Source organism: Arthrobacter sp. 2YAF22_2 (assembly GCF_052114645.1).
Classification (GTDB): domain Bacteria; phylum Actinomycetota; class Actinomycetes; order Actinomycetales; family Micrococcaceae; genus Arthrobacter.
On record NZ_JBFRFD010000616.1, the window covers coordinates 1 to 1,872 of the forward strand.

Genomic DNA, 1,872 nt, shown 5'->3' on the forward strand with positions numbered 1-1,872 from the left:
GGCCCAGGGCGACGGTGGCGGCGCCGAGCGCCTGTTGTGCCGCGTCTTGGACGATGTTGCCCCGCTCGTCGCGCAGCAGCTGGGCTGCGTAGGGTTCGACCGAGTCCCATAGGTTGAATCGTGCGTCCAGTGAACTGCACACCCCCGACGTCAGTGACATCGCGCGGATGATCAGCAGGAAGTTTTCCGGCAGCTGGAACGGCAACGAGCGGACCACATCACCGAACTCCACCGCGAAATCACGGAACTCCCGCGGGTCCACTTCGCGAAGCTCGGCAAAGCCCATTCCGCCAAACCGGGCAAAGAGGTGCGTCATCGCCCGCTCAAGCTCGACCGTGTCGGCCGAGGGCGACAGGACTCCCACGTCGCTGATCGCGGTCATCAACCCCTTACCGTCACGCGAGGCGGCCGCGATGAGCAGTTTCCGCAAGCCGCTGCGCGTGCTCGCCGGAACCTYACCCATCATGCCGAAGTCGATGAACGTCAGCTTCCAGGGGCGCTTCGGGGATGAATCGGTGACAGGGGTGACAAAGATGTTGCCCGGGTGCGGATCAGCGTGAAAGAAGCCGTTCGTGAACAGCTGGTCGAACATGACCGACGCGAAAACCGGGGCCACCTTGGACGGATCGATGCCCGCCGCGGCAAGCGCCGCCGCATCCGTGATCTTGATCGCCGTGACATCCTCGAGGGTGAGCACGCGCCGGGTGCTCCGTTCCCAGACGACGTCGGGCACGCCCACCCGGTCGTCGTCGGCGAAGTCAGTGGCGAACCGCCCCGAATTCGCCGCCTCGTTCAGGTAGTCGATCTCCTCGAGGCTGGTTTGCGCGAACTCCTCGACCAGGGCGGGCACATCGGCACGATCGGACACCGGGCGCACGTGGCTGAGCCAGCCGCCCACTTTGCGTAGCGCCGCCAGATCGGTGTCGACGATGGCGCTGATGCCCGGCCGCTGGACCTTCAGCACGACGCGGTCGAGCCCGGTGTCGGCGGCGTCGCCCGGAAGAAGCTTCGCCCGGTGCGCCTGCCCGAGGGACGCTGCTGCCATCGGCGTTTCGTCGACCGAGGCGAACAACTCATCCAACGGCGCGCCCAGCTCCGCCTCGGCGAGGGTACGAATCGCGGCGAAAGAAACGGGCGGCACCTCGTCCTGGAGTCCTTCAAGTTCCTTGGTGATCTCGGGCGGAAGCACGTCCAGCCTGGAGGACAGGAACTGACCAACTTTGATCATGAGACCGCCGAGGTCCACCGCGAGCGCATGGAAGCGCTGCGCAAAGCGCCGCATCCTCTTGGTCCTCGTGCGTTCGGCAATCCTGACCAGCCCGATGCGCGGGAGGAACAGCTCGAACCACCAGGTCAAGGCGAGATGCCATGCGGCGAACCGCAGGATGCGACGGTAACGGGCGCGCGTGTTCCCAACGCCGGGTATCGGATCTGCCCGGCCCCGGCGGACCGACGCCACCCCCGTCAGTCCCGGGCGAGGATTGCGTACAGCCGACGGCGGGCCTCGTCGAGCACCGTCACGGCCTCCTGCACCTGCTTCGCGGAGCCCGTGCGACCCACCAGGGATGCGGCCTGTGCGAGCTCGACGCCGGCCTTGGGAAGTGCCGTAAACCCGGTGCCTGTTGCCGGGCTCGTTGAATCCCAGAGCGTTGACGCATCGGCGCCCGCTACCTCTTCCCGGCCCGCCTCAGTCAACGAGTAAATCTTGCGGCCATTGGATTCCTCGGCACTGACAAGCCCCTCGTCGGCCAGCAGCTGCAGCGCCGGGTAGACCGAGYCGGCGCTGGGCTTCCAGCTGCCATGGCTGCGCTCCTCGATCTCATTGATGATCTGGTAGCCGTGCATCGGCCGCTCCGCGAGCAGGGCCAGGAT

2 protein-coding genes are annotated in these 1,872 nt (G+C 66.6%); both read right to left on the reverse strand.

The genetic code is table 11. The features are described 5' to 3' along the window. Positions 1-1,459: ABC1 kinase family protein (locus AB4Y86_RS17900; protein ID WP_441403501.1), on the reverse strand; the 1,459-nt coding region annotated here is incomplete at its 3' end. A 5-nt stretch (positions 1,460-1,464) separates the two neighbouring features. Further along, positions 1,465-1,872 (reverse strand): PadR family transcriptional regulator (locus AB4Y86_RS17905; protein WP_441403502.1); only part of this gene is annotated, 408 nt, incomplete at its 5' end.